The organism is Fluviispira sanaruensis, from assembly GCF_004295685.1.
Taxonomy (GTDB): domain Bacteria; phylum Bdellovibrionota_B; class Oligoflexia; order Silvanigrellales; family Silvanigrellaceae; genus Silvanigrella; species Silvanigrella sanaruensis.
This window is the reverse complement of record NZ_AP019368.1, coordinates 2377501-2399689: the sequence shown is the minus strand read 5'-3', so window position 1 is coordinate 2399689 and position 22189 is coordinate 2377501. Positions and strand designations below refer to the sequence as shown.

Sequence of the window (22189 nt, the reverse complement as noted above, 5' to 3'; positions counted from 1 at the left end):
TTAATAATTATATATACTTAATGAGCGTACTAGTCATTGGAGAAATAAATATCCATTCTGAGATAGTGAGTAAATATTCATTTACTATCAAGTTAATTCTTTAATAATATTGCATTTCATTTTGAATCACGCATTCTGAGCATACCTTCTCTCGCATTTTGTGCGTCATTGCTTTGCGGGGCAAGAGCAATGACCTCTTGATATAGATCGGAAGCCTTATTTTTTCTGTCCATTTTTTCATAAGTTTGTCCTTCTAGCAGTTTAGCATGTGAGAGTTCATGACTGGCCGGATATTTTAAATAAAATGTCTTTAATTCATTTAAAACATTGTTGTACTCGCTCATTCTTAACCATGCTTCAGCAGCTAAAATATTGGATTTCCCAGAGTCATCATAATTAGGAAAGTTTTTTTTCATTTCTTCAAGAGCAACTATTGCTTCTCCGAATTGAGCTTGTTGAATCTTAATTTCTGCTTTAGCTAATAATTGTGCCGCACTCATCGGGTTAGATGAAGCCTGCGTCATCTCCATTTTTCCAGGGTCTTTTGCAATTGAGCTAGGTCTTTCTTCAAGCGCATAGCGGCTTTCTAGGATATCTGGAAGCATGCTTTGCCCAGTGGAACTTGAGGGAGATTTATTAGATACATTAAGGTCTTCGAAAATTCCAGAGCGTAAACCCCGTTTAATTATTTCTATTTCCCTTTTATTTGTTGAGATTATTTCACTTAAACTAAAAACATCGTTTCGCAGTTGAGTTATAACTTTTTTTGATATTCTATTGTCCTGATTCAGATCGTTGATTTGATACATCAGTGCTTTATTATCTTTTTCAAGTTTTAATAGTCTTTTTTCTTGGTCTTTATTGATATTTTGTAAATTATCTATTGTCTCAATTTTCGCAAATTGGTCGAAATCAGGCAGTGCAGGGGCTTTTTTTTGTGTCCCCATCGCTGAGCTGCCTTCTGCTGTAGATTCATCACTTCCATTTTGTGTTTCATCTTCTGAAACGGGTTTGGGTGTTGTAGATATGCATGAGTAAAGAAAAAATGCGAAGATACAGAATGTGAATAAATAAAAGAAAGAACTCTTCTTTTGCATTTTATTTTTTTCCTCTTTTTGTTAAAATATAAAAATTAATTTATTATAAATTATATTTTAACAAAAAGAGGATGAATTATTTGCATTATATAATAGAAAATATCATTGTTTTAGTGAGTCCGCTGCAAAAGCAATTTAATTTGCTCTATCAGGAGAGTTTTATAATCTAAAAAATCATTTGAAAAATTCTCAAATACTTTTTCTAGCATGCACAATGCACTTTCGGTTTGGCTTGCCGAAAGTGAAACAGCATCATCCATGCCAAGTAAATGCGGAGCAGTCATTTTATCTTGTGCTTCATCTTTTCCGGCAGTTTTTCCAAGTTCTGCACTTGATTTTGTCATATCAAGAATATCATCGATGATTTGGAAAGCGAGGCCTATGCGTATTCCTGCCTCGCGGATAAGAGAACGCATTTCTAAAAATTGTGTGGGGTTAATTTCTAATTTTTGCGCAGAGAGTCCACAGATAAAGCCAAGTTCAAGACAGGTACCCAGCATTTTACCTGTTTTATTTCTATGGACAATTTCCATTTGTTCCCAGATTACCTTTTTGTTTCCAGTCAAGGATATATCAAGCCACTGCCCCCAAACCATCCCTTCTGCTCCCGCACCTTTGGCCAAAGCTTGAATGAGAAATGTTGTATAATGCTGATTTTGCAGATGAACATATTGAGTTTCCGCTAATACTGCGAAAGCTTGGGTGAGCAAAGCATCGCCGACAAGTAGGGCTTTTGCATCACCATAGACCTTATGAGTTGTGGGTTTTCCACGTCTTAAATCATCGTTGTCCATGCAAGGCAGATCATCATGGACCAATGAGTAGGTATGGATTTTTTCAACAGCCAGAGCAGCTTTAAATGCTGTTTTAAGCCCTTCTTTGCCACCAAATGCACCTGCTGTAAGAAGGACAAGGAGAGGGCGAATGCGTTTTCCTCCTGCTTGGAGAGGGTACATGTAAGCTTCCGATATTTCACTGGATATGTCGTTAGAAGCCGGATTTGTTTCCAATTCCAAGCGATAGTTTTCAAGAATGAGATTGAATTCGTTCAGAAGACTTTCAATGTGAGCACTGTTTTTAAGCATTTTTTACCTCTAGAAGTGAGTGCCTCTTACCCTTAAAAGAATTTTCTCTATCATATACTCGCAGAAACTGCTTGCAAAAAGTTGATTTTGTTTGTAGGGTTTGCGCCACTGCGTTTTTTTAACGCGTACATGAAAAAAAGAATCTAGGAGTCAATTAAATGCGCGATATTATTAAGCTTATTTGTAGCGGTGACGGAAAAATTTCTTGTTCTGGCAATAATCTTTATTCCACTACAAAAAATAAAAAAGCTTCTACAAAGAAGCTAGAACTCAAAAAATTCTGTAAATATTGCGGTAAACATACGCTTCACAGAGAAAGCAAATAATTTGCTTTTTATAAAAAGCCACCTCATTTTATTATGAGGTGGCTTTTTTATTTTTTAAGTGGAAATTTTAGGATAAATTCACTCCCCTCATTTATAACAGACTCAACAGTTATACTTCCGCCATGTTGTTTAACCAGCGAATAAGTTATAGAGAGACCGAGTCCTGTTCCTTCGCCGACTGTTTTTGTTGTAAAAAACGGATCGAATATTTTATTGATAATATCGGGATGAATCCCACAGCCTGTGTCTTTTATTTTGATGCAGACAAAATCATTTTCTGTTGATTTTTCAATTTCGATCACACCGCCATTTTTCATTGCTTGAATTGCATTAGAAATCAAATTTAGAAATATTTGGCCAATCTGACCATTATTGCCATAAATGGTGTCATCGCTATTATCTAAAATATCCCAGACAACTGTTATATTCTTTTGGGTTAATAATCCCTTAGCTAACTTAACTGTTTTTTGTATTTCAGCGAGCAATTGAATTTCATTTTTAACTTCTACATGAGCCTCGAGACGAGCAAAATTTAATAAATTTTCAACAATTTCTTTACACTTTCGCGCTGCAATTTCTATTTGTTCTAAATCCTCTTTGTGTGGATTTTCTTCATTCATTTCTGATAGGACAATTTGTGTAAATGCTAAAACTCCTGCAAGTGGGCTATTTATTTCATGAGCGACTCCACCTGCAAGCTTTCCGATTGCAACTAATTTGTCTGAGTGAGCCAATGTTTTTTGCAGGTTTTTCTGGTCAGATATATCTCGATAATGAACAACATATCTTAAATTATTTTTTTCATTTGCGGGTACATAATGGACGAGTATTTCGAATTCTTTATTTTCTATTAGACTATCTGAAGTCCATTTAATATTTTTATCATTTTCATTTACTTTTTGTACGAGGCAATGTTCACAAGGTAAATTTCTTTTTGCAAATATATTATAACATTTATTACCAGGTATTTTTGTAATATTATCTAATTTATGGTTTTCAACCATGTAAAAATAAGCTTTATTTTGTCGAATAATATTATAATCACTATCAATAAGAATAAGAGGGTCAGCAATGGCATCTATCATTGAGAGCCATTGCTGCTTGAGATCTTCCATGAAATTATAATTATCTTTGGAAGTCATTAGGTGATTTCATGTTCATCAATGATGAATTAAAGGTTGATTGTTCTTTGAGCTGGTGACTCCTGCAAGTGCAAGCGCTTGTGAGTTTTTTAAGCGTGTTTCTAAAGCATCATCATGTTCCCAAGCAATAGCATGCAATAAAACCGTGTCCATATGATCAACCGGGACGACTTCAAGATCCTGGATAATATTTTTTGGTATTTCTAAAAGATCTCTTTCGTTTTCTTTTGGAATAATTACGCGTTTAATCCCTCCGCGGTGTGCTGCAAGAAGTTTTTCTTTTAATCCACCAATAGGAAGAACACGTCCACGCAGTGTTATTTCGCCTGTCATAGCAACTTCCCGATTAAATGGCTTTTTTGTCAGTGCACTGACAAGTGCAGTTGCCATTGTTATGCCCGCACTTGGGCCATCTTTTGGAATAGCACCTTCAGGAAAATGCACGTGAATATCTATTTTTGAATAAAATTCTTCTTCTAGGCCTAAAAATGCAGCACGCGAGCGAACATAGCTAAAGGCCGCTTGGGCTGATTCTTGCATGACATCACCCAATTTACCTGTGATTTTTAGATTTCCTTTTCCACTCATAACAGCAACTTCTGTGACTAATAAATCTCCTCCTACCTCAGTGTAGGCGAGTCCTTGGCCTATGCCAATTTCATTGCACAATTCTTTTTCACCAATACTGTATTTTCTTGGTCCTAAATATTTTTGCACAAGTGCTGCATCGACTAGAGGTGCTTTTACTCCTTCAAGAGTTGATAGCTTTGTTAAATCATTAGTTTCTTTATTGTTAACCTCTTTTTGTTGAGAATCTTTAGCAGCATTTTCTTTGATAGATGTAGAAATTTCTTTAACATTCGATTCTTTATTTTGAGCAGCTGTTTCTTTAACTGATGGATTAGTTTTGGGCGCAGTCTTTTTATGGTTTTTCAATAACTCTCTAGCAATTTTCCTACAGACGCTTGAGATCTCTCTCTCTAAATTTCTAACGCCTGCTTCACGTGTATAATAGCGTACCAATTCTTCTAGGGCAGAGTTTTCAAATTTGAGTTCAGATTTATCGAGTCCATTTGCTTTAATCGATTTTTGAATAAGATGTTGTTGGCCAATATTAATTTTTTCTTGTTCAGTATAGCCACTTAAATATATTATTTCCATGCGATCAAGCAAGGGCTTGGGCACTCCGCTCAAGCTATTTGCTGTTGCGATAAAGAGAGCTTGAGAGAGATCGTAATCTAGGTCGAGATAATGGTCATTAAAAGCATGATTTTGTTCAGGATCAAGGACTTCAAGCATAGCGCTTGAGGGGTCTCCTCTAAAGTCTGAGCTCATTTTATCAATTTCATCTAGTAATATAACTGGATTACCACTGCTTGCTTTTTTGATAGCATTGAGAATTTTGCCTGGCATCGCTCCAATATATGTGCGTCTGTGTCCACGAATTTCTGCTTCGTCACGGACACCTCCGAGGGCAATCCGGGAAAATGTTCTGCCAGTTGAACGTGCCACACTTTTTGCAAGACTCGTTTTTCCAACACCAGGAGGGCCGACTAAACAAAGTATGGGTCCTTTAATCTTGTTAGAAAGACTCGTGACAGCTAGATATTCTAGAATTCTTTCTTTTACTTTTTCTAGGCCAAAGTGATCTTCATTTAACACTTCTTCTGCAAAATTTTGATCTTTAATTGTATTTGCGTAATCAGCCCAAGGTAACGAAAGAACGGTGTCGATATAATTTCTAACAACAGTTGCTTCCGCACTCATTGGACTCATACTGCGCAACTTTTTAACTTCTTTTTTAAGTTTTTCGCGCGCTTCATCACTTAATTTTTTGGCTTTGATTTTGCTTTCAATTTCTGCAATTTCAGTGCGAATGTCATCTGCATTGCCCAATTCTTTTTGAATAGCATTCATTTGCTCATTTAAATAATATTCTTTTTGTGTTTTCTCCATTTGCCGTTTGACGCGTGCTCTAATTTTCTTTTCGACTCTCAGAATTTCTATTTCGGATTGAATAATGCTGAATATTTCTTCAAGTCTTTTAGCAGGATCAACGGTTTCTAAGATTCTTTGTTTATCTGCTAATTTTAAATTTGCAAGTTGAACAACCAATGTGTCAGCAAGACGACTTTCATCTTCAATACTTGAAATGGAAAAAACCATTTCAGGCGGAACTTTTTTATTCAGTTTGACATAAGTGTCAAAGGCTTGTTTAACAGTGCGCACAAGAGCTTCATTTTCTGCGGAACGACCAGAAGGTTCTTGAATTTCTGTGACTTCAACTACGAGCATTTCTGTTGATTCTGTGTATTTAAGAATGCGACCTCTTTTTTTACCTTCAACTAGAATTTTTACTGTGCCATCTGGCAGTCTTAGCAATTGTAATATCTGTGCTATTGTGCCAAATTCATAAATTTCTTCGGGTAGGGGGTCATTGGATTTTGGTTTTTTTTGCGCCGCTAAAAAAATCTCTCTATTTCGAGCCATTGCATCATCGAGAGCTTTAATACTTTTTTCCCGTCCAACAAACAGAGGGACAACTGTGTGTGGAAATACAAGCAATTCCCTCAAAGGCAAGAGCGGTAAAGTTCGGCTTGTCGTTTTTTTATCAGCCATGTTGAGCTTCTCCTTTGCGGTCTTGATTATATGTATACCTTCTCAATCTATTCTATGCCATCCTTACAGTTTGGCAATACTAAGAGACTTAAGTCTTTAAATCAGAAAATCACTAAAGAAACGAATGGCCTCAGCCTCTTCTTTCATAAATCTTTTGCGGATTTTTGCAAAGTGCTTATTCCCTAACGCTTCTTGCTCTCTCAGAATTTCGGCTAGAGTTTCATTGTTTGTGAGTGGGTGAAAAGGCACAGCCCGCAGTACGACAATTTCCTGACTTTTCCAAATAGTTTGAAGAGTTGTGCGTGAAACAAAACTTTTACCGATTTTCCTCTGTTCTTTTTGTAGGTTAGTATTGATTTCGTTGAGTATTGAATTTATTTTCTTTGTAACTCGTAAAAAATCTGCAGTTTTTCCAAAATCAAATTTTTTCAATTCTTTAGCAAAAATTTTATTCTCTAAAAAATGAATTTTCTTTGCTAATTCCATGCGCATCTTTAATTCTTTAGGCATAAATCTATATGTTACTATACTCGTTTCTGGTTGACTTGTAAGTTCAAATGATGTGTGAGCAGAAACTAATTGAGCAAGCAAAAATGCATTTTTAATTGCATTATTAATGAGAGATTCATACCCTTCGCGACCAAATACTTTGAAAGAAAACCAAAGTTTTAATGAGTCAAATCGCCTGCTTCCTTCTATACTTGTTTTCCCGAGATCCACACTGCCTTCACGGATAATATAATGAGCAGATTGATGTAAGGAATCCAAAGATTTTTTATTTTTAAATAAGACAGCGCTTTGTGACATCGTAAGATACATAAATTTATGTCCATCTATAACAACTGAATCTGCTTTCTTTATTCCCTTCAATAAATTTTTATATTTATTGCTTAAAAGAATAGCGCCTCCCCAAGCGGCATCAACATGAAACCAAATCTTATTTTCTTTACAAATTCGTGCTAGAATTGAGAGATCATCAACATTTCCGGTTTCTGTACTTGCAGCTATGCCAATTATTGCAATGATTTTCACTTTATTAAGAGTTAAATTTTGAATTCTTTTTTTTAGTTCAGCAATATTGATTTTATTTGTAAAGAAATGGCAGGGAATTGAAATGACGTTTTCTTCGCCTATTCCCATGACAGCGCATGCTTTTTTAATTGAATAATGTCCCCTTTCACTTACTAACACCACAGCGCGAACACATTGCGCATTTTTATACGATAAATAAACGCCCTTTTTATGAAGCTCTGGAAAAGCATTATTTCGTGCAGCAACTAATGCTGTAATGTTTCCAATTGTGCCACCGCTGCAACAATTGCCCACAGATCCTTGAGAACTTTGTAAAATATTTTTATAGTAATTTTCGCTTTTCTCATAAATAAGTCTATGTAACCAGCAGAGAGTTTGCATTTCAACAAAAGTTGCAGAGAGTGCTGTTTCAATTTTTACCACATTTTGATTTAAAGCGCTTATAATTAGGTCACAAATTAAAAGAAAATGAGGAGAGGCTCCTGTCATATGCCCAATAAATGCTGGATGGGAAACGTGAACTGAATTTTTAATTATATTTTCAATAGTTTCGTTTAAAACTATGGGGATCGTTTGACCTTTATCTGGAATTTTTAAGGAAATAAATTTTTTAGAAATTTCGCTTGGTAATTTATCTGAATGGATTTTAAATCCATTATGATTTTCGAGGAAATCAAGAATAGCTTTGAGAGAGATAGATACCCATTTTTGGAATTCTATATCGTTAATTGATGAATGGAAATATCTAGATATGAGCGAAGAAATATTCATATTTATTTCAATCCTAAAAAGGTGAGACAATGACAAGTCAGAACATTCTTTTCAGATGACTCTTACTCTTTCGGACATATCACTTGTCTATAAAAAAACTTTTCGGCATTTTGTATCAGATTTTTTTGCTGCAAATCTTGCATTAAGCAGGAATGAAATGTAAGTAGAAATTTCCGAGTATTCGGGTTTTTAATTAACACATGGAGTTATTTTTATTATGGCTAAAAGCAAAAGCACACTCACAACTGTCCCAACAAGTTCTATCATTGCAGACGTTTCAGCGCGTTTTGAACAACTTCCAAAGAAAATGACTAAAGAAGTCATTTCAGCTTTTCTTGAAGCTATTGAAGAAAATGTAGCAGGTGGGCATAAAGTTCGTATTGATAAAGTCGGAATTCTTACTTGCAAAGATCGCGCAGCACGTAAAGGTCGTAATCCACAAACTGGTGAAGAGATTAAAATCCCTGCGTCTAAAAAGATCAGCTTCCGCGTTGCGAAATCTTTGAAAGAAAGAGTTGGAGTTGCAAAGAAAACTACGGCTAAAAAGAAATAATATTTCTTTTTATTCGTTGTAATCGTCGTCAGCCCCAGCCATTACGAGCTTGCTATCATCAAGATTAGCGTTATTTACAGCCTCTCTGAGCTTTTCAGAGGGGTGAAAGGTAACAACTCTACGTGCAGATATTTCAATGCGCTGTCCTGTGTGCGGATTCCGTCCAGGACGGCTTCTTTTTTCACGCACAACCCATTTGCCAAATCCGGAAATTTTTACTTCTTCTCCATTTTCTAGTTTAGATTTAATGGACTCTAAAATGGTTTCTACCAAGTTTTTCGCTTCTTGCGAAGAAAATTGAGTCCTGGAACGAATTAATTCAACAATCTTGTCTTTGGTTAGAGTCATAATCACCCTCTCTAAGATAACTTGCTAGAACCTTTGTAGTTCTATTTTTTCACATTATTCTGTACAAACACAATCCCCATCAGTGTCAACTTTTCCCCTGTGGTCAATAGCCCTTACGATAAAAATAAGGGAAAAGGAAGCCTTTCTTGCTTACCATTTTTATTTAGAAGATGCACTCAATTGTTTTTAAAAAATAGATATGCTAATATTTCATCTTGTTTTTATTGTTCTTTTCGCTATTAGGAGTTTCTGCTCAATGAAAGAATCTACACAAATAACTAAAAATAAACCTACGCAAAAAACTTTAGAGAGTCGAAAAAGATTTCTTACAGGTATCAAAGCGACAGGACAAATTCATCTTGGCAATTATTTTGGTGCAATAAAACCTATGATGGAATTATCGCAAAATAGTGAAAATGAAGTTATTTTAATGTGTGTAGATTGGCATGGGCTGACAAATCGTGCAAAAATCATGGCTCCAGGTGAGTTATCTCACTCGATTATTGCGCTGTATCTTGCTTTAGGATTCAATTTAAATGGGAATTCAATCCTTTTACAAAGTGATTTCCCGCAAATTCATGAAAATGCTTGGTACCTTTCGTGCTCAACGGCCTCAGGCCTATTAGAGCGCTCTCATGCCTATAAAGACGCTTTAGCGAATGGCAAAGAAGCCTCTGCTGGTCTTTTGTATTATCCTGTCTTGATGGCAAGTGATATCGTGACTTTTGATTCTCAATATATCCCAGTTGGAAAAGATCAAAATCAACATCTTGAATACGCTTCTGACATGGCTAAGTTATTCAATAATTTAGTTGCTACAGATGTCTATATTGAAGCAAAAGGAGTCGAAAGGGAAATACCAACACTCATTGGGACAGACGGCGATCGCAAAATGAGTAAGAGTTATAATAATGAAATACCAATATTTGCAGCTAAAAAAGATATTGAGAAAAAAGTAAAGGAAATAAAAACTGACTCAAAAGGTCTCGATGAGCCAAAAGATCCAAATACATGTACAATTTTTCAAATTTTTCAATCCTTTGCTTCTAAGGATGCTATCTCTTATATGAGAGAAAGACTCGAAAAAGGAACTGGTTATGGCTATGGGCACGCAAAAAAAGACTTTGTGGATGAACATGAGAGAGTTTTTGGTGTCTTTAGAGAGAAATATGACTATTATTTAAATAACGAAAAAGTTGTAAAAGATCTCTTAGAGCCAGGCTATGAGCGTGCTAATAATTATGCCAACGCTGTGCTGGAAAGAGCGCGTACAGCATTAGGATTAAAATCCTATAATAGAATTAAATAACAATTTATAAAATTTTATTTTAAATAGGTGTTTTTATAAAAACGATTTTATTTTAGATAAAATCGTTTTTTGTCATGCGATGCACTTTCATAGTATTGCTAGGTAACATTTGAGTAACAGGTATGCCTCCTGTTATTAAAATGAGATCTCCTTCTTTTACGAACTTTTCTTTTGCTAAATACTTAGTAATTTCAGAAAACGCAGTGTCAGAATCATAAAAAATATTATTTAAGACTCCAACAACGCCTCTCACTAAACTCAATTTACGCACAACATCAGGGCGAGGGCTAAAGGCTATCACAGGAGCTTGTGGGCGATATTTTGCAACGTAACGAGCCATACTGCCGGTAAGAGTAAGACAGACAATTGCAGTCGCTTGCATTTTTTCTGCAAGTTCTGTTGTTGTCCGTGCGAATACTTCAGCTGCTGTTTCGTTTTCTGGGCGATTTATAGAAACAGGCTCAATAGGGCTGACGCTTTTGCTTCTGTCAACGCGATTTAGAATATCGCGCATAGTAAGCACAGCGAGTTCTGGATATTTACCAGAAGCGCTTTCGCCAGAGAGCATAGTCGCATCGGCATGGTCGTACACGGCATTCGCAACGTCACAGATTTCTGCTTTAGTTGGTCGTCTGTGCTCAATCATAGAATCAAGCATTTGCGTTGCAACAATAACAGGTTTCCCTTTGTTAAGAGCAGCTTCGATGATTTTCTTTTGATAAGCTGCAACATTGGCAAATCCGCACTCAACTCCAAGGTCACCGCGGGCCACCATGATTCCATCTGAAACTTCACAAATATCGTCGATAAATTGAACTGCACTGAGCATTTCGACTTTAGTGATAATTGGAATTTCAGAGCCAAGCGCTCTGAGCATCATTCTGAGTTTAGATACGTCAGCAGCAGTTTGTACAAATGAAAGAGCGATATAATCCACACCTTGTGCAACGCCAAAAAGAAGATCTCGAATGTCTTTTTCAGTTGTTGCTGGTATAGAAAGGTGACATTCTGGGAAGTTTACCCCTTTTCTCGATTTCAAAAATCCGCCATGTGTGACTTCGCAGTCTACATCAGATCCTCTAATATCTATAATTTTCATGGCAAGAAGGCCGTCATCGAGAAGAATGCGTGCTCCAACTTTTACATCTGTCGCGAGTTCTCTATAGTCGATTGGTAGGATTGCATCATCAATTTGTTCAGGAGCATAACGTAGGGTTATTTTCTGCCCCTTTTTAATATTTATTCCACCATCTTTTAACTTACCGGTTCGAATTTTAGGACCCTGTAAATCCTGCAAAATTGCAACTTGTACATTTTTTTCTTTAGATATTTCTCTTATTAAAGCTATGTTTGCAGCATGCACGGCATGTTCACCGTGGGAAAAATTGAGTCTTGCAACATTCATTCCGGCATCGATCAATTTGGAAATCATTTCTTTTGTGCTTGAAGAAGGGCCAAGTGTGCAAACAATTTTTGTTCTAGGAAGACTGCTGAGATCCATATTAATCCTCATCTGAGTTGTTAAAGGTGTTGCGTGAATTTATAATTTGTTCGACTTGGGCTTCTGTTTCAAAAAGTTGGAGCTTTAATTTTTCAATAAGTGAATAGGCCTCTTCGAGCTTTTGAGAGAGTTGATTGATAGATAGGTTATCCTTTTCCATGCTCAATATAATTTCGTTTGCCTGTTCTAAAAGTTCGTCGTAATTTGAGTTTTCCATTCTTCTCTCATTTATCTTTGAAGTAGATTTGTTTTTCTTCCTCAGATTCTATCTTCTTGAAGGGTAATCCCATTCACTGACACATCTACAAAGATATGTTCATTTGTGCAAATATTCGCGAATTCTAGTTTCAAATCTTTGGGGGGGTTTTCTGCTAGAAAATCATGGGCCGTGATTATTTCACCATTGTTGTTGTAAACAAGGGCAAAACCTCTTTGCAAAGCTTGTTGAGTGCTCTGTTTATAAATGCGCAATACGTGTTCAAGGCGATCTAAATTTCTTTTTTCGGACTGCAAAACTCTTCGCGCGGATATGGCAAGTTTATTTTCGAGCGAATTGAGAAACTCTTTTTCTCGAGCAAATTTGCGTAGAAGATGACCGCTCAAATTTTCCATCCGGGTGAAAAATAAATTAAGTGTGTTTAAAACTGTTGTAGAGAGAAAACGCGCAGCCGCAGTTGGTGTTTTTTCGCTGACACAAGAAACTTCATCAGCGATACTTTTATCATCAAAATGTCCGACAGCTGTCAGAACGGGGAGTGAGGAATAAGCTATTTTTTTAGCTATTTCGATATTATCAAACCATCTGAGGTCGAGTTTGCTTCCTCCCCCTCTACTGATAACAATGCAATCAAATTTCGGGTTATTTTGTTCGATTTGTGTAAATGCATTGCAAATATTTTCAGATGTTTTTTCACCCTGCATATTGCAATCATAAATTGTGATACGAAAAGCGATTTCTGATAATTTGAGTTCATTGAGAAAGTCGGAACAGGCTCGGCTGTTTTCAGCAGTTATGAGTGCGATTTTTAAGGGTATCTTTGGGATTTTTAATCTCTTATTTTTGTCGTAAAGCCCTCTTTTTTTTAGGTCTTGAACGATTGCAAGCCTCTGTAGATAAAGATCTCCTTGAGTGTATTGGATATCTATATCTTCAATGATCGCATTGATCCGTGCGCCTTCTTTACGAAAATCACAGGCTACAAGGATTTTAATTTTCGAACCATCCTGTAGTATAATTTGAGAGATTTTATCAGCAAGCAGCTTTCGCTTACCCTGCCATAAAATACAGGGAATACTGGTCGCCTTTAAACTTGTAGCTAGATTTATCTGTGCTTCCTCGCGATCGGACAGATCAAAAAAAGTATGCCCATTTGCAATTTTAAAACTGGTCACTTCACCAAATATCCAATATTTATCGGCTAAGTTTTTTCGAATAAAGGATTCAATCATATAGACGAAGTTAGAAACACTTAATTCATTGCTGATTTCTTCATATTTACTAGGAATATCTATATTACTTTGCTTATTAACTTCAAGGTTTTCATTTTGAAGAAAGCCAAAATTAGCAATTAATTCAAGATTTGCTTTGCTTGGGACAAGCCACCAATTTTTTCGCGTAGGATCCCAACGCCCTCCTGCTTTTTTTATCTCTTCTTTTATAGAATAAGTATCGCCCAAAAGGATAAGTTTATTGTCTGAAACTTGATAAGTTCTTTTCATTTTTTTTCTTCATACGTCACAGAGTATTTGAGATTTGGGGATAAGGCAGGATATTCATTTGACCAAATCATAAGATCATCCGTGTAGCTTTTATCCACAAGTCTTGGGGATGATTTTGCTTTTAAAAGAGAAAAATCATTGGAGTTATTTAATACGATAAAATTATTATTTAATAAATTTGAATTTGGATGCAAAACGTATTGTCCTATTGCAATTTGGGTTGGGCTTAAAGGCTTACCATCCTTTAGAAGTTCAATTTTATATTCATTAATAAAGTTGTCGCTATTAATAAGACAGCTTAACTCCCATTCGTCTATATTCTGTTCTTCTGACATTTTCAATTCAACTGTAAAATAATTTTGTTTTTGATCGTAGCCAAAGTTTGAATTTTTTATACTTTTGTTTGAAAAGCATCTGAGTACTTTATCTTTTGAAAAAAGTTTAATTTTAGCAGATTTTAGATTGATAAATGAAAACGATATATCTTTTATTTGATTTTTCAATCTTATATCTTCAATTTCCTTCTGGTAAGATTTGGTTTTTTCAAGGGAAAATTTGAATTTATTATCTGAGATATAATCATCATTGTTAAAAATAAATGCATCGATATCTTTTGATTGTATAACAATACTATTAGGTAAATTAAATGTTACTTTGCTTTTGTCTTCTTTAATTAGTTTCAACAGAATATCCATTACTAAACTTTGTTGGAACTTAACATGGTTAAATTTCTTTTGAATTTCTCTTATTATTTCTAAATTTTCATTGCTTGGAATAGAAATAATTAAGTTTTGGTTAGAATTCATGATATTATTATTCAAGTCAAAGTCTTCACCAGTTAAAACAATTATTTTTATTTCAGATTTTAACTGGTCGATAATATCAGAAATAACGGAAACATTATTTATTTTGGGATTATTTAGGTCGATACGAAAGACTTCAGAATTAGATTTTCTTATGCTATCTAAAACAATGTTTTTTATATTAAAAATGGATCTTTCTCTTCTGATATTTATGAGAGTGTTTGTATGCTGAATTTGTGCTTCTTTGATCTTATTTGAGAAAATATTAATTCTTAGTAGGTCTTTAGATTTTTGGTTAATTGTATTGAAAAGAAATTTTTCACGCTCTTTAAATAAATCTGTTGAGTCATATGTATAGCCATTATTAATCGGGGAAAAATTCGTTTCTAAAGCTCTGATATTTTGTTCGAAAGAAGAATAAACTGGATATGAATTTTGACTTATAAAAGAAGTCTCGGGGTTCAGTTTTTCTTTTAAAATTTTTATTAGATTATCGCCTTTGTTTAGGTTTGCTGTAAGAAATAATATTTTCTGAGAGTTAGCAATTTGCTTTTTCTCAATACCATAAAAAATAAGAATTCCTGAAGAATTTTTTTTCCAAGATATTGTTATTGATTTACCATCTCTATCACTCGGAATACTGATTTTTAATCTTTCATTATTTTTAATTTCAAAATTATCAAATTTTTTATTTTCATAAGTAATTGTTATGTAATTTGCTGTTTCTATTTTATTGGGTGGCGCTCCTTTATTCTCAAAAATGAGACTTTTTTCTTTTAATATATCTAAACAATCACAGCTTATACTTTCTCCACTAGTGAAAATAATAGAATCAATTATTATGTTGCTTTTTGCATCATTTCCGAATTGGAATTTAATTTTATTGACCAATTTTTCAGTGTTATAAATGTCAATAATTTTTGGATCTGTTTTTTCATAACTATCAATTTCTTGAGAGCGTAGTTTTCCTTTTTTTGCAAAGTGAAATAATTCAAATAAATTTTTTTCGTCAATTCGGTTTGTTAGTTCAAGAAAAATTTTATCATTTTTTGATATAGATCTATTAATAAACTCATCTAAATTAAATTCATTTATCATTTTTTGAGTGTTTTCAAACCGATTTAAAAATAAATATGTATCTTCCTTAAAGAAAAATATAAATACAGGGATTAAAATGAGCAAAAATAAAACTATATTTCGTATCTTATATTTTTTTTTCTTCATATTCTTTCCACTGTCAATGAGAAGTATCTGTCAAAATTATTTTCATCAATGAGTAGATTTAAATCTTGCTCAAATGTTTTTCTTATTTGAATTTCGCATTTTTTAGGATCTGTATTTTGTTTTCCTTTTAGAACAATTTTTTTCGGAAAATCACGGTTATTATTCTCATAAAATGCGGAAAATTCATGTTCTAATCCAACATTATTGCAGGAAAATTTTCTCTTAATCGTATTGTTTAACACATAATCGTTGCCGCTTTTACTTGTGACTCGACTGTCAATTATATTAAAAATATTTTGCTTTATAGCTTTTATTTCTTCTTCATACTCAAAAAGAATATTGGATTCTATTTTTGAATTATTTATGATATTTTCTTTTGAAAAAGATATTAAACTAATATCATTCGAATCAGTCTTGCCTTGCTTTATGAGTTTAATTATTTTGCAAAACATTTTCTCAGGTTGAATAAAGAATATTTTAATTTTAATATTGTTGTTTTCAATAGTTTCATTAATTCTTTCAATTACTTTAATAAGATTATTTTCTCCAATGTCATTTCGTAAAATATTTATTATAATTTTTTTCTTTTTTAATTCAGAAATGCTGTTTATATTGGTATAAATATTTTCAGCTGTTAAGTTTGTATCATCGGACATCGAGTTTAAGCAAAGTGTTTTAGGGATTTTTTTAATTATAATTTTATTGGGAATAAAAATTAAAAAGGGATTGAAATTTTTTAATATTGAATAGGAATATATTTCATTTATTCGATTATCGCAGTGGATTCCACCATCAAATGTTTGAATTAAGGCTCCTACACTGGATGGATTACCAATGTTGCTGATATATATAATTTTATCACTGCTTTTATTTGATTTTATATAATTTTTTAGTGCTTCAATACGGGAATTAGAAGGATTCTCATCGCGAATACCAGTTTCGAATGGATATAGACCTGAAAGCAGTGTGGCATAATTTGCCAGCAGCGAATTTGATATGAGCGGTATTTTTTCTTCCTCAAATTTAAAATTCTCTTTTATATACTCAAACTCAGGAGAGGATTTAAATTTATTTATATTGGAATCATCTGTGTTTTCAATAATAAATATTATGTCTGAATTTTCAATATTATTCTTAGATTCTAATCTGAAGTCTTTGGTTTTTTTCCAGTCATATATTAAGTATGAGAAAATAATTATAAAAATAAAAATAATTCTTATTTTTCTATTCATAGCATTTTCATTTATATTTACAAAAAATATAATTAAAGAAATAATAAAAAATACAAGAAAAAAATAATTTACCATTTTTGAAAAGTCAATTATGTCTTGCGACTGAATAGCATTGAAGCCGAATGAGAATCCATCGTAATGAGTTGAAATTAAAAAAAGAATAGTAAGAAAAAATGAAAAAATTCTTTGTACTTTTATTTGTGATTTAATCAAAATAATTCCACAACAAAATCTTAAAACTATAGCAGGTATCAATGTGGCAATAAACGAACTAACAAGTAATAGAAATATATGCAGGCTTGTTGGCGATGAAATGTTACTTATAATTATGTTTTTATCAAAATAACTTTGAAAATCTTTTGTCCAATTTATAATATCATATAAAGATTTTGTTGAAGCATAAAAAATGGAAAATATAATTAAGAAAAATAAATAACTTTTGTCTAAGGAAAATTTGGATAGATTAGACATTGAGGATTTAGAAAATTTATGTCTAGACATGGATTCCTATTCCCGATAAATTAAAAATCTTGATAAATCCTTCATAAAACCAAATTCATCTTGTTTCGTTGTTTCTAAAAGGGTTTTCAGATTTTCACTGTTACTTTGCGACTTAGCGTTTTCAAAATGATCATACCATTGTTCTTTGCCAAGAATAAGGTTAATAGGCAAATCTTTGAAATTATATTCATATCCTGGCGCACTCCATTTAAAATCTTTGGGATGGGCGTGGCAGCAGAAATGGATAAAGCACATGCCAAGAGCAAAAAGATTTATATTTTCTGGGACACTGACGTGAAATTGAATGCCATTACAAATCTCACCCATGTACTTATTAAAAGTTGGTCTAAAATGATGCTCGCGCATAAAAAGAGAGTTATTTTGACTTGAGTCATATAGATATAGAGAACTAATTTCTTTAAGAAAGGAAATACATTTTTGCACATCAAGCCATGGTGCTCCAATCAATTGAAATGGAATTGTACTTCCTCTGCCTTCACTTACATTGGTTCCTTCCAAAGAAACAAAAGCAGGGAAAAAGAATGCAGATTCCCAGCAAGGAATATTGGGGGAAGGCATTGCCCATTTTAATTTTTTTAATTCGCTTAATTTAGTTTTTCTGTTAAGTAAATCAACTGGAATTACTTGATAATCCAATTTTAAATTATCATGATCTTTAAAATAATATCCAAGTTCTCCCATACTCAATCCATGTCTCATCGGAATATCATACCATCCGACAAAGCTAAGCCATTTTTTTTCAAGTCTGTTACCTTCGACTAGCTGCCATTCATTTTTATGATTTTGAAAACCAAGTCCGAGTGGGTTCGCTCTATCAAACACAACAATTTTTTTATTATACTTTGCAGCCGCTCTCATGCATGCTGCTAAAGTTAACATATAAGTATAAACCCTGCAGCCAATATCTTGTAAATCTATGACTAATGTATCAACGTTTTCTAATTGTTCCCGTTGTGGTTCCCTAGTGTCAGAATATAAACTGAAAAGGGGAACTTTATGCCCATCTGAAAATTTATAGAAATCGTCAGGAGTTTCTTTCATGTTATCTTGTTCTGTTTGACGATAGCCATGTTGCGGACCAAAAACAGTTGTTACTTTACAATTGTCTGTTTTTTTTGCTGCATTGTAAATCATTTCTGTAGATGGAATAAATTTTGTACTGGCTGATGTTTGATTGGAAACAATTCCAACTTTTTTTAAATCTTTTAAAAGGTCAAATTCAATTTCTAATTTATCTATTGCTGGATTCATTTTTACCCTCATCATTATTCTTGTAATATTTTCTTTCAAAATGATGTGTCTTATTGTTGAGCTATGCAAAAAGTACCTACTTTAGAGAATGCAGTAATCTCCGATCTCCTTTTCAGTCCTTGTTCATGATGGCACAAGAAAATTAAAAAATAAAATTTTCTAGCCGCCGCATAATTTATGAAAAGTTTTTGCGTTGAAATTGAACTTGGAATCGAGGCAATCATGGAAGATTGTCAATCTCTTTTAAAGAGATGCATCTAAGTTTCAAGGAGGAAACATATTATGGGTTTGCGAATTCAAACCAATATACAATCTCTTAACTCGCAACGTGCTTTGTCAATTTCTACTGCAGCAAATGATCTTTCCATCGAAAAATTAAGTTCAGGATTTAGAATTAATAAATCATCTGATGATGCTGCCGGCTTAGCAATTAGCGAAAAAATCAAAGCTGACATTCGCGGTTTAAATATGGCGAAAAGAAATGCGAATGATGGTATTTCTCTTGTGCAAGTTGCTGAAGGTGGAATGAATGAAATTGGAAATATTTTAACCCGCCTCAGAGAGCTTTCTGTGCAAGGTGCATCAGATACAATTGGAAACAATGAGCGTAACTTTATTAATAAGGAGTATACAGCTCTTAAAGATGAAATAGATCGTATCACGAACTCAACTGAATTTAACGGTAGTTTATTACTTATTGGTAAAGATGCTGAAGATAAAATTCCTGATAAAAAAATGCTCGAAAGAGCAAACGTTCCTCCATTCGAAGTTCAAGTTGGTAAAAACTGGTATGAAGGAGTTGATAAACCTGATCTAGATGATCCATTTGGCAGAAATCCTGTCAACATTATCCGTATTAAATTCGATCAAATTGATACAAGTACAGTTGGTCTTAATTTAGGGCGTGGAAATGACGAGACTCTCGAGTCAATTGGTGTGTATATTGATGATCCAAGTGATCCGTTGGCTTCAAAGCACAGAGCACAACGCTCAATTTCAAAAATTGACGATGCTATCAATCAACTTGCAGGCTTTCGTGCAGACCTGGGTGCGATCCAAAGTCGACTTGGTTCTACTGTGAGTAACTTAGCAATTATGAGTGAAAACTTTTCTGCAGCAAATAGCCGCATCCGTGATACAGATTTTGCTGAAGAAACCACGCGGTATGCTCAAAGTAACATTTTAAAACAAGCAGGTGTGGCTGTATTGACGCAAGCGAATCAATCTCCAGCAGCAGCTCTGCGTTTGCTAGGATAATAAGTCTTAGTAATATTCTTTGAGATTTATTTTTAGATAAGATTTCCAAGTAATAACATCAAAGATTTTATTACTTGGAGATATAAATTTTTATTCTAGAGCAAATTTATTGAGAATATGAGCAAGCTCGCAGCCTGATTTTGCTATATAACTAGGCCTTTCTTGGGCTAAGAGATATTCACTTTCCTTGCCCCATAGCACTGCAACTGATTTAATAGCAGCATTCCTCGCGGCTATAATATCTCTTACTTCATCACCAATATATATAAAATTATTTTTGTTTTTTGAATGCCGTTTAGTTAATTGCTTTATTTTACTTGTCTTGCCAAAAAGAGAAACGCCGCCAATAACCTCTGTGAATTTAATTTCAGGAAGGTTTTTTTGTATGAATTCATTTATTAGGTTGTCAGAATTTGATGATAATATAATGATCTTTATGTTTTCCAAATTTAAGAATTCAAACATTTTTATAATTTGCTGATCTAATGTAATTAGATTTCTATTTAAAAAAATAATTTTACGAGATAAATTTAAATAATAGGGTATTTGATACCAGCGAATTTTATATTTGCTTAGTATTTGCTTTATGCTTAAATTAAAGATTTCGTCACTTGTTATAAGCGGCATTTTTTTTCTTATCGAGATCACTTTAAATGCTTCAAAAATCGCCAAACGACTGTCAGCAATCACTCCATCAAAATCAAAAATTGCTATTTTCATTGAATATTTATTCCTTTATATTTAACTTTACATTACTCAATTCAAACGTGCATTTCCTAACGGAAACTTGGTTTTATCAGTTCGCATTCAGTCTCCTAATGAATCAAGATAATTTCTATTCAATGTGACTAAAAGTAATTTTAGCATAAATATTTTTACAAAATGGCAAAATAAACGAATTTTGCATTTTTAAAATACATTTATTTAATAAAAATGCAAATATAAATATCTTACTAAATTAATAATAGAAATTGTAATTATATCAATTTATAAATATATATTTATTTTATTTAAATATTTTTTAATAAATTAAAAAATATTTAATACATTCAAGATAAATGTTCTTGATTTATTAAATTTAAAAAATCATATTAGATAGTGTATAAGAGTTTATCATGAATATATGATTATAAATTTAGAGGAATGCTTATATGAATCAAAATAATAATTTTTATCTGCAAGAATTTTATGCAAAAAAATTTAATGAACTTGCGAGTGTAGGTGGAGATATTCGAAGGATGTTTATGTTGGGGCAAAAATTGCTGCAAGAAAATCCACAAATTGATTTAATTGATCTATCATTAGGCAATCCTGATTTAGAGCCGCCAGAAATTGTTACGAGCTCAATAATAAAAGTTTTAGAAAAACATGAAAAAGGTTCCCATCGCTATATGGATTTCGCTGGCCTTGTTGATGTGAGAAAGTTTCTTGCCCAAGAACTTTCGCATAGTGAGCATGTTAATATAAATGAGGAGACGGTTTATTTAACTGTAGGAGCTGCGGGTGGGATACATATTCTTTTACGCGTTTTTTTAGATCAAGGGGATGAAGCAATTATTTTTGCCCCGTATTTCCCAGAATATATTCCCTATATATCTAATTATAATGCAAAACCAGTTGTTGTGAACTGCGATGAATTACATGAACCAAATTTAGAAGATTTCCGCAGCAAAATTTCAGAAAAAACTAAAGTTGTACTTATAAATAGCCCAAATAATCCATCCGGTGCGCTTTACAGTAAAGAAACAATTGAAGGGATTGCCAGCATACTCGAGGAACATAGAAGAAAAACGGGGCAATGTATCCAGCTGATTTCAGATGAGCCCTATAGTAGAATTGTTTTTCGCAATAAAACTGTTCCATCTATTTTAGAAAGTTATAGATACAGCTGGTTGATTCGTTCCTTTTCGAAAGACATTGGCCTTGCCGGTGAGCGAATAGGATTTGTGGCATGGAGTGAAGATAAAACAAAATTAGGTTTTATCAATGCCTTACGTAACTCTGCGCGCTGTTTAGGTTTTGTTGGCGCGCCAAGACTCATGCAAAGAATTCTACCCCATGTGTATCATGCCCGTGTTGATGTTGGGATATATGAAGAACGTGTTAGCAAATTTATCCAAATTTTATCTGAAGCTGGTATAAAAACGATCCAACCTGCAGCAGGATTCTTTGTTTTCCCAAAATCTCCCATTCCAGATGATCGAGCCTTTTGTGATTCATTAGTTTCAAAAGGAGTTTTATGTGTGCCTGGTAGTGGTTTTGGTTGTCCTGGGTATTTTAGAGCGTCTTTAACACAAAATATTGATAGAATTGAAGAATCAGCTAAACGTATTTCTAATTATAAAAAAGACATATAAGTATTAATTTTTTATTTAACAGTTGATAAAATAGTTTGTTG

18 protein-coding genes are annotated in these 22189 nt (G+C 33.4%); 5 read left to right on the top strand and 13 right to left on the bottom strand.

The genetic code is table 11. The features are described from left to right. Positions 1-116: 116 nt before the first annotated feature. Together bamD and EZS29_RS10055 are read right to left on the bottom strand one after the other, a co-directional pair. Entirely contained in the window at positions 117-1097 is a 981-nt protein-coding gene (gene bamD / locus EZS29_RS10060) for an outer membrane protein assembly factor BamD (RefSeq protein ID WP_130609819.1), read from the bottom strand. 110 nt (positions 1098-1207) lie between these two features. Continuing rightward, positions 1208-2182 (bottom strand): polyprenyl synthetase family protein, encoded by a 975-nt coding sequence (locus tag EZS29_RS10055; RefSeq protein WP_130609816.1) that lies wholly within the window; start codon positions 2180-2182, stop codon positions 1208-1210. Between the two features lie 158 nt (positions 2183-2340). On the opposite strand from EZS29_RS10055, the gene rpmG reads away from it, so the two are divergent. Beyond that, positions 2341-2508 (top strand): 50S ribosomal protein L33, encoded by a 168-nt coding sequence (rpmG, locus tag EZS29_RS10050; protein WP_130609813.1) that lies wholly within the window; start codon positions 2341-2343, stop codon positions 2506-2508. Positions 2509-2555: 47 nt separating this feature from the next. Here rpmG and EZS29_RS10045 read toward each other — a convergent pair whose 3' ends face one another. The 3 genes from EZS29_RS10045 to EZS29_RS10035 form a co-directional block, all read right to left on the bottom strand. Then, positions 2556-3650 carry a sensor histidine kinase gene (locus tag EZS29_RS10045; RefSeq protein ID WP_130609809.1) on the bottom strand — a complete coding sequence of 365 codons (1095 nt, stop codon included), beginning with the start codon at positions 3648-3650 and terminating at the stop codon, positions 2556-2558. Between the two features lie 18 nt (positions 3651-3668). After that, on the bottom strand, positions 3669-6269 hold the full coding sequence (gene lon, locus EZS29_RS10040) for an endopeptidase La (protein WP_130609806.1): 2601 nt from the start codon (positions 6267-6269) through the stop codon (positions 3669-3671). 96 nt (positions 6270-6365) lie between these two features. Continuing rightward, positions 6366-8072 (bottom strand): pyridoxal-dependent decarboxylase, encoded by a 1707-nt coding sequence (locus tag EZS29_RS10035; protein WP_130609803.1) that lies wholly within the window; start codon positions 8070-8072, stop codon positions 6366-6368. A 217-nt stretch (positions 8073-8289) separates the two neighbouring features. Between EZS29_RS10035 and EZS29_RS10030 the strand changes: the two genes are divergently transcribed. Continuing rightward, positions 8290-8625: an HU family DNA-binding protein gene (locus tag EZS29_RS10030; RefSeq protein ID WP_130609800.1), complete on the top strand. Its 336-nt coding sequence runs from the start codon at positions 8290-8292 to the stop codon at positions 8623-8625. A gap of 9 nt (positions 8626-8634) precedes the next feature. On the opposite strand, the gene EZS29_RS10025 is transcribed toward EZS29_RS10030, so the two are convergent. Next, entirely contained in the window at positions 8635-8973 is a 339-nt protein-coding gene (locus EZS29_RS10025; protein ID WP_130609797.1) for an integration host factor subunit alpha, read from the bottom strand. Between the two features lie 256 nt (positions 8974-9229). On the opposite strand from EZS29_RS10025, the gene trpS reads away from it, so the two are divergent. After that, positions 9230-10282: a tryptophan--tRNA ligase gene (trpS, locus tag EZS29_RS10020; protein WP_172603885.1), complete on the top strand. Its 1053-nt coding sequence runs from the start codon at positions 9230-9232 to the stop codon at positions 10280-10282. Between the two features lie 52 nt (positions 10283-10334). Here the strand turns inward: trpS and pyk are convergent, their stop codons facing one another. From pyk to EZS29_RS09990, 6 genes are read right to left on the bottom strand one after another with little or no spacing between them, the layout of a single operon-like run. After that, the gene (gene pyk / locus EZS29_RS10015; RefSeq protein ID WP_130609790.1) at positions 10335-11783 is read right to left on the bottom strand and encodes a pyruvate kinase; all 1449 of its coding nucleotides are present in this window, start codon (positions 11781-11783) and stop codon (positions 10335-10337) included. 1 nt (position 11784) lies between these two features. Continuing rightward, positions 11785-12000 (bottom strand): hypothetical protein, encoded by a 216-nt coding sequence (locus EZS29_RS10010; protein WP_130609787.1) that lies wholly within the window; start codon positions 11998-12000, stop codon positions 11785-11787. Between the two features lie 41 nt (positions 12001-12041). Further along, a complete protein-coding gene (xseA, locus tag EZS29_RS10005; protein ID WP_130609784.1) occupies positions 12042-13502 on the bottom strand; it encodes an exodeoxyribonuclease VII large subunit in 1461 nt (486 codons plus the stop codon). Continuing rightward, positions 13499-15529 (bottom strand): hypothetical protein, encoded by a 2031-nt coding sequence (locus EZS29_RS10000; protein WP_130609781.1) that lies wholly within the window; start codon positions 15527-15529, stop codon positions 13499-13501. Before EZS29_RS10000 ends, xseA begins: the two co-directional genes overlap by 4 nt. After that, positions 15526-17262 (bottom strand): hypothetical protein, encoded by a 1737-nt coding sequence (locus tag EZS29_RS09995; protein WP_130609778.1) that lies wholly within the window; start codon positions 17260-17262, stop codon positions 15526-15528. Before EZS29_RS09995 ends, EZS29_RS10000 begins: the two co-directional genes overlap by 4 nt. 6 nt (positions 17263-17268) lie before the next feature. Beyond that, complete coding sequence (locus tag EZS29_RS09990) at positions 17269-18534, bottom strand: exo-beta-N-acetylmuramidase NamZ family protein (protein ID WP_172603884.1); 1266 nt, start codon at positions 18532-18534, stop codon at positions 17269-17271. 282 nt (positions 18535-18816) lie between these two features. Between EZS29_RS09990 and EZS29_RS09985 the strand changes: the two genes are divergently transcribed. Beyond that, on the top strand, positions 18817-19791 hold the full coding sequence (locus EZS29_RS09985; protein WP_130609772.1) for a flagellin N-terminal helical domain-containing protein: 975 nt from the start codon (positions 18817-18819) through the stop codon (positions 19789-19791). Positions 19792-19881: 90 nt separating this feature from the next. Here EZS29_RS09985 and EZS29_RS09980 read toward each other — a convergent pair whose 3' ends face one another. Next, positions 19882-20511 (bottom strand): HAD-IA family hydrolase, encoded by a 630-nt coding sequence (locus EZS29_RS09980; RefSeq protein ID WP_130609769.1) that lies wholly within the window; start codon positions 20509-20511, stop codon positions 19882-19884. A gap of 431 nt (positions 20512-20942) precedes the next feature. On the opposite strand from EZS29_RS09980, the gene EZS29_RS09975 reads away from it, so the two are divergent. Then, complete coding sequence (locus EZS29_RS09975) at positions 20943-22148, top strand: pyridoxal phosphate-dependent aminotransferase (RefSeq protein ID WP_130609766.1); 1206 nt, start codon at positions 20943-20945, stop codon at positions 22146-22148. Positions 22149-22189: the final 41 nt, after the last annotated feature.

Coding starts and splice junctions, on each gene's coding strand:
- lon (WP_130609806.1), bottom strand. CDS start 6,269: ATGGCTGATAAAAAAACGACAAGCCGAACTTTACCGCTCTTGCCTTTG.
- rpmG (WP_130609813.1), top strand. CDS start 2,341: ATGCGCGATATTATTAAGCTTATTTGTAGCGGTGACGGAAAAATTTCT.
- EZS29_RS09975 (WP_130609766.1), top strand. CDS start 20,943: ATGAATCAAAATAATAATTTTTATCTGCAAGAATTTTATGCAAAAAAA.
- EZS29_RS09990 (WP_172603884.1), bottom strand. CDS start 18,534: ATGAATCCAGCAATAGATAAATTAGAAATTGAATTTGACCTTTTAAAA.
- EZS29_RS10000 (WP_130609781.1), bottom strand. CDS start 15,529: ATGAAGAAAAAAAAATATAAGATACGAAATATAGTTTTATTTTTGCTC.
- trpS (WP_172603885.1), top strand. CDS start 9,230: ATGAAAGAATCTACACAAATAACTAAAAATAAACCTACGCAAAAAACT.
- EZS29_RS10025 (WP_130609797.1), bottom strand. CDS start 8,973: ATGACTCTAACCAAAGACAAGATTGTTGAATTAATTCGTTCCAGGACT.
- EZS29_RS10010 (WP_130609787.1), bottom strand. CDS start 12,000: ATGGAAAACTCAAATTACGACGAACTTTTAGAACAGGCAAACGAAATT.
- EZS29_RS09995 (WP_130609778.1), bottom strand. CDS start 17,262: ATGTCTAGACATAAATTTTCTAAATCCTCAATGTCTAATCTATCCAAA.
- EZS29_RS10045 (WP_130609809.1), bottom strand. CDS start 3,650: ATGACTTCCAAAGATAATTATAATTTCATGGAAGATCTCAAGCAGCAA.
- bamD (WP_130609819.1), bottom strand. CDS start 1,097: ATGCAAAAGAAGAGTTCTTTCTTTTATTTATTCACATTCTGTATCTTC.
- EZS29_RS09980 (WP_130609769.1), bottom strand. CDS start 20,511: ATGAAAATAGCAATTTTTGATTTTGATGGAGTGATTGCTGACAGTCGT.
- EZS29_RS09985 (WP_130609772.1), top strand. CDS start 18,817: ATGGGTTTGCGAATTCAAACCAATATACAATCTCTTAACTCGCAACGT.
- EZS29_RS10055 (WP_130609816.1), bottom strand. CDS start 2,182: ATGCTTAAAAACAGTGCTCACATTGAAAGTCTTCTGAACGAATTCAAT.
- pyk (WP_130609790.1), bottom strand. CDS start 11,783: ATGGATCTCAGCAGTCTTCCTAGAACAAAAATTGTTTGCACACTTGGC.
- EZS29_RS10030 (WP_130609800.1), top strand. CDS start 8,290: ATGGCTAAAAGCAAAAGCACACTCACAACTGTCCCAACAAGTTCTATC.
- EZS29_RS10035 (WP_130609803.1), bottom strand. CDS start 8,072: ATGAATATTTCTTCGCTCATATCTAGATATTTCCATTCATCAATTAAC.
- xseA (WP_130609784.1), bottom strand. CDS start 13,502: ATGAAAAGAACTTATCAAGTTTCAGACAATAAACTTATCCTTTTGGGC.